This window comes from uncultured Cetobacterium sp. (assembly GCF_945952365.1).
In the GTDB taxonomy this organism is placed as follows: Bacteria; Fusobacteriota; Fusobacteriia; order Fusobacteriales; family Fusobacteriaceae; genus Cetobacterium_A.
The window spans coordinates 1-6,015 of sequence record NZ_CAMFHX010000053.1 but is presented as its reverse complement, the minus strand read 5'-3'; the positions used below and the strand labels follow the sequence as shown (position 1 = coordinate 6,015).

4 protein-coding genes and 1 pseudogene are annotated in these 6,015 nt (G+C 28.6%); 3 read left to right on the top strand and 2 right to left on the bottom strand.

Annotation, left to right across the window (positions count from 1 at the left end; genetic code table 11):
* The first annotated feature begins 595 nt into the window (after positions 1-595).
* Positions 596-1,858, top strand: coding sequence for a tetracycline efflux MFS transporter TetA(P) (gene tetA(P), locus Q0O83_RS11650; protein ID WP_294097281.1), 1,263 nt, complete (start codon positions 596-598; stop codon positions 1,856-1,858).
* Positions 1,842-3,800 (top strand): tetracycline resistance ribosomal protection protein TetB(P), encoded by a 1,959-nt coding sequence (tetB(P), locus tag Q0O83_RS11645; RefSeq protein ID WP_294097280.1) that lies wholly within the window; start codon positions 1,842-1,844, stop codon positions 3,798-3,800. Before tetA(P) ends, tetB(P) begins: the two co-directional genes overlap by 17 nt.
* 596 nt (positions 3,801-4,396) lie before the next feature.
* On the opposite strand, the gene Q0O83_RS11640 is transcribed toward tetB(P), so the two are convergent.
* Together Q0O83_RS11640 and Q0O83_RS11635 are read right to left on the bottom strand one after the other, a co-directional pair.
* Positions 4,397-4,651, bottom strand: a complete 255-nt coding sequence (locus Q0O83_RS11640) for a Mor transcription activator family protein (RefSeq protein WP_023050238.1) — start codon at positions 4,649-4,651, stop codon at positions 4,397-4,399.
* Positions 4,652-4,746: 95 nt separating this feature from the next.
* Positions 4,747-5,547, bottom strand: a complete 801-nt coding sequence (locus Q0O83_RS11635; protein ID WP_023050239.1) for a DUF2971 domain-containing protein — start codon at positions 5,545-5,547, stop codon at positions 4,747-4,749.
* Between the two features lie 90 nt (positions 5,548-5,637).
* Here Q0O83_RS11635 and Q0O83_RS11880 point away from each other — a divergent pair.
* A pseudogene (locus tag Q0O83_RS11880) lies at positions 5,638-5,754 on the top strand (helix-turn-helix domain-containing protein); the annotation flags it as partial.
* Between the last annotated feature and the right edge of the window lie 261 nt (positions 5,755-6,015).

Here is a 6,015-nt window from a genome sequence, read left to right as displayed (position 1 = left end):
CAGAAACAAGTTGCATAATTTATAAAATTATGTTTAAAAACTTGACTTAATACCAAAATTTATATATAATGTAATTATACTAAAATATAAACATGAAAAATATAAATGTAAAGGGGTTATAAATATGCGCAAAGAGGTAGTTTTTAACTAAACTAACTGAATAAGGATTATTTTAAAAAGTATATGAAAAAATCTTGAATAACTCAAGGTTTATTTGTGGTAGAATCAATTATTGATATTACCATGTTTGTTTGTGTACTCTAAAAATAATCAGTATTATAATGAGCATGTTACACCTCTATTTGCAGAATAGGAAAACTGTGTTCTAAACACGGTATTTTTATGTCTATTTTTGCTACATTTATAGATATGGTATAAGATTTTAATTTGAATAGCTTAATAATAAGCTATATAAATTAAAGTTCTATATTTCATGTTTATATTTAGGTTATATAATTATGAGGCTGTAAGTGAATTATATTCATTTACAGCCTTTTTTTATTTAAGGAGATTATTTTGATGATTTATATATTTAAATATGAAGATTATGAAAAACAAACAAATTTTTTAAGAAATATTAGGATGGTGATGATTAATGGTTAATAAACTTTCAGCATATAAAACTTATTTATTATTTTCAGCTATTACAGCAATGTGTTTTTCGCTAGTAGCTACAGTTATGATAGTGTATCACATTGAAACGGTGCATTTAAATCCACTTCAGCTTATACTTGTTGGAACTACTTTAGAAGTAGCATGCTTTATATTTGAAATTCCTACAGGCATAGTTGCAGATGTGTACAGTCGTAAACTATCTATTGTTATTGGTGTAGTTTTAACAGGAGTGGGATTTATTTTAGAAGGTTCTATTTCTAGTTTCGTTTTCATACTTGCAGCACAGATTATATGGGGATTAGGTTCTACTTTTATCAGTGGATCTGTTGAAGCTTGGATTGCGGAAGAAGAGAAAGATAAAGATTTGGATAAAATTTATATAAAGGGAGCACAAGCAGGACAGATAGGATCGGTTATTGGAATAGTACTAAGCACTGTAATAGCTAATTTCTCTGTAAGACTACCTATTATAGTTAGTGGAGTTTTATTTATAATTCTTGCATTATTTTTATGGTTATATATGCCAGAAAATAATTTTAAATCATCTGCTCCAGAGGATTTAAATACATTCAAAAAGATGGGATATACCTTTAAATCTGGTATTAAATTTATAAAAAGCAAACCTATAATTATAATTTTGCTTTCAGTAACTTTATTTTATGGATTATCCAGTGAAGGTTATGATAGACTTTCTAATGTGCATTTTTTACAAGATACTATGCTTCCTAAACTTGGAAACCTTAAATCAGTGACTTGGTTCGGAATTTTTGGAATTTCAGGAATGATATTGAGTGCTATAGTAATGCATTTTATGGCAAAAAAGCTTAAGGATGATGATAAGAATCAAAATGGAAAGCTGTTATTATGTATAAATATATTTTATATATCATTTATGTTCATATTTGCTATTACAAAAAGCTTTAACTTAATGCTAATAGCTTATTTAGCGACAAGTACCTTTAGAACTATAAATAAACCTACATTTAGTGCATGGCTTAATGGACATATAGATGACAAGGCCAGAGCTACTGTACTTTCTATAAATGGACAAATAAATTCCTTAGGTCAAATTTTAGGTGGACCAATTATAGGAATCATAGCTACAAATATTTCAGTAAGTATGGGTATAGCATGTACTTCGTTATTAGTAACACCGGTATTAGTGTTATATATTGTTGCTATGATAATGGATAAAAAGGTGGTTGATAGAGTTGGAGGTATTGATTATGAAGAAAATAATTAATATAGGAATCGTAGCACACGTGGATGCAGGAAAAACAACTATAACAGAAAACTTATTATATTATAGTGGAGCTATAAAATCAGTTGGAAGAGTTGATCTAGGCAATACACAGACGGATTCTATGGAGCTTGAACGTAAGAGAGGAATTACCATTAAATCGTCAACCATATCTTTTAATTGGAATAATGTTAAGGTTAATATTGTTGATACTCCAGGACATGTGGATTTTATTTCGGAAGTTGAACGTTCATTAAGTGTTTTAGATGGAGCGATACTAGTTATATCAGGAGTAGAGGGTATTCAGTCACAAACAAGAATATTATTTGAGACATTAAAGGAGTTAAACATTCCAACAATAATTTTTGTAAATAAGCTAGATAGAATTGGGGCAAATTTCAATAAAGTATTTGAAGATATAAAGAAGAATATGTCCAATAAAGTAGTTAGATTACAAGAAGTATATGATGTAGGAAGCAAAGCTGTTTATATAAAAAAACTATTTGATACATGCATGATAAATGATGATGCTATTGATGTTTTATCAGACTTAGACGAAGCATTTTTAGAAAGATATATTGGTGGAATAGAACCTGATAAAGAAGAAATACAAGAAAAGCTTTCATTATATGCAAGTGAAGGAAGTCTATATCCAGTATTTTGTGGTGCGGCAGCAATTGGACTTGGAGTTGAAGACTTATTAGATGGAATTTGTAGTTATTTTCCATTTGCAGGTGATGATTGTGAAAGTGATTTATCTGGAGTAGTGTTTAAAATCGAAAGAGCAAGTAAAAATGAAAAGAAGGTTTATGTAAGATTATTTGGAGGAAAAATATCTGTAAGAGATAAAATTCAAGTACCTAATAAGGAGCTAGCAGAAAAAGTAAAGAAAATTAATAGGCTAGAAAATGGTGTAATTATTGAAGCACAGAGGATAGAAGCAGGGGATATAGGTATTTTATATGGACTTACAAGTTTCCAAGTGGGAGATGTTATTGGAATTTCAAATAATAAAATTAAAAATATATCTATAGCTAAACCAGCATTAAAAACAACAATTTCTGCAATTGATAAAGAAAAAAATCCAGAGCTATTTAAAGCATTAATATTACTTGCAGAGGAAGATCCACTACTAGAATTAGAGATGAATGACATGGATAAAGAAATTTATGTCAACTTATTCGGTGAAGTTCAAATGGAAATACTAAGTTCTATCTTAGATGATTTATATGGAATAAAAGTAGAGTTTTCGAATATTGAGACTATCTATAAGGAAACACCTAAAGGTTTTGGATCATCAATAATGCATATGCAGGAAGACTTAAATCCATTTTGGGCGACAGTAGGCTTAGAAATAGAACCAGCAGGGAGAGGCGAAGGTCTTAGGTATATTTCTAATGTTTCAGTAGGGTCATTGCCAAAATCTTTTCAAAATGCAATTGAAGAAGCAGTTATTAAGACAAGCAAACAAGGATTATTTGGATGGGAGGTTACAGATGTAAAAGTCACTCTTAGCTGTGGTGAATTTTTTAGTCCAGCCAGCACTCCAGCAGATTTTAGAAATGTGACACCTATGGTATTAATGGAAGCATTATATAAAGCACAAACTGTTTTATTAGAGCCATTACATGAGTTTGATTTAAGGATTCCTCAAAATGCTTTAAGTAAAGCGGTATGGGATTTAGAAACTATGAGGGCAACCTTTGATAATCCTATTGTTATAGGGGATGAATTCTCAATAAAGGGATTAATTCCAGTAGAAAATTCAAAAGAATATAAAATGAAAATAGCTTCATATACAGAAGGTAGGGGAATGTTTGTGACAAAATTTTATGGGTATAAGGAAGTTTCCGCTGGATTTGCAAAAGCACGCCAAAAAACAACTTATGATCCATTGAATAAAAAAGAGTATTTGCTTCATAAATTAAACGCAATTAGAGATTAAATTTAAATAGATAAGTTAAATTTTTATAGGCCAACCTGCGTTTTTTCTGCAAAATTGCACCAAAATTTGTTCAAATCTAGTAATACCAATTAGTACATAGATGATAAATTAATGCACTAATTGGTATATATGTTGAGAATGAAAGATTATTTGTATAATATTATAGGCCTAACTATCATATTCTCGAAAAAAAGCACCAAACATTATCTAAATCATTGAAATAGCTGTATTTTATGAAATTTCAATAATAATCAAATTTAAGACCTTGTTATCACTAATTAATGACAACAAGCAAGTGATTGTAATAAGTTTACTTGTTTCTATTTTTTTGAAACTTTACTTTTTAAAGTTAATCTTAAATTAATAGTTTTAAATTCTAAAATACGTTAACTTTACTTTTTTAGTAATTTACCAGTCTTTTTAATTATTCTCTTTAATTTTTTAATATTGTTATTTAGCTTGTTAACTTCTTAAAATAAAAAGAACTCCATATCTAAAAATAGATTATGGAGCTCTTTTTATTAGTATTTTGTTAAAAATCTAAAACTTTATTTAAGTCGTAATAATACAATTTAATTTCTAAAAATTCAACTTGATTATTTATTTTTCCGAATAATAGCTCTAACATAACTTTCAGACATTCTGTACTTACTCGCTAATTCCTTTACATTAAATCCATTGAACTCTTCTATAATATCTCTATCACGAGCTTCTTTATATATCATCTTTTCAGTAGGAAAATACACAGATGTCCCCCCAAATTCTTCAAATAACACCTTAGTTATATCTATTCCAACTCTCATAGCTATATTTTCAAATTGTGGAGGTAGATCACTCATTTTTAAATCCATAAAATATCCCCCTAAAATATATTTTATATGAATAATTCTACAAATAATCTAAATAACCTACTATATGTATATAATCTTTATCATTATTCTATATCTTACAATCTTGGCTCCCATATTAATTTAGCCTCTAATTTAAATTCATTTTGATTTAAATACATCTTATAAATTTTTATATTTTTACCTTTAGCAATATCCATTATTGATTTCTTAATTTGTTCATCCATATTACTTCCTAAGTAAATCGCTATAGGAGCTATAATATTACTTTGACTTACACATTTTTCCGCAGGTTTTACTAATCTCCATTCTTCTTCATAACTCCACTCTTTAGATTTAGTAAAAATTAATTTTAATTTATCATCTATATCGTTAGGCAAATCATTGCAGTATTTAACTGGTAAAGGCAGTGTAATTAATTCTTTCAACATTTTAAAATCATATTCTAAGCAAAACCCCTTATGCGAATTAGCATAATGACTCCACATTAAAATTGAATCATTCTTTTGAGAAAAACAACTTACTCGAAATGTGCTTCTCACTGTTTTTATAAAGTTCAAACGAGCTTCTTCATTTTTTTTGAAATTTTCTATAAATAATTCATCCTCTTCAATATTTGTTTCTGCTTTGCCAAATATTTTATCTATAGTACTTTTTCTATTCAATATAGTTTCTTTTAAGTCCTCAATTGAATTATCAAATAAAGCCCCACTTACAAATGTATCAAAGGGATCATTAAACCATAACTGTTCGTCTTTAAAATCATCTATAGAATTTTTATTACCAGATCTGTATTTGTACAGTGTCCTTGGTTTATTTGCAACTAAACTTCTATATGCTGTATCACGATCTACATTTTTATAATCCCAAAATAAAGTTCCTAAATCTAAGCTATCCATAAAAAACTCCCCCTTTAACAAACTCTTCTAATAATAAAAGTCCTACAGGACTAAAGTCCCCCAATACTAAGAGGACATTTCAGGCAACATTTAAAACTTTATCAAGAGGGTGAAATGACAGTAAAACAAATCTGTGAAATTACAAATATTTCTCGAGCTTCGATATATCGAAAACTCCTTGAAATTAAAGGGTTAGATTCAATTTAGACAATTCCTTAGCGTTGTTAAATTTTCATAAAAACTTGAAATTTAATGAAATTGAGGGTCTTAACGTTGTTATTCCGCGTTTTCCGGAGCAGCAAGATAAAAAGCTAATAAATACAAGGAAAGATGGAAATAACTCTAATTAGATTACTTGAGAAAATTTTTGAATGAAAAATGGTCGAAATACATTGAAAATAAAGGGGGCATCAATGGTCAGGAAAATCCTTAGCGTTGTTATTCCGCGTTTTCCTGATGGGACCCCTA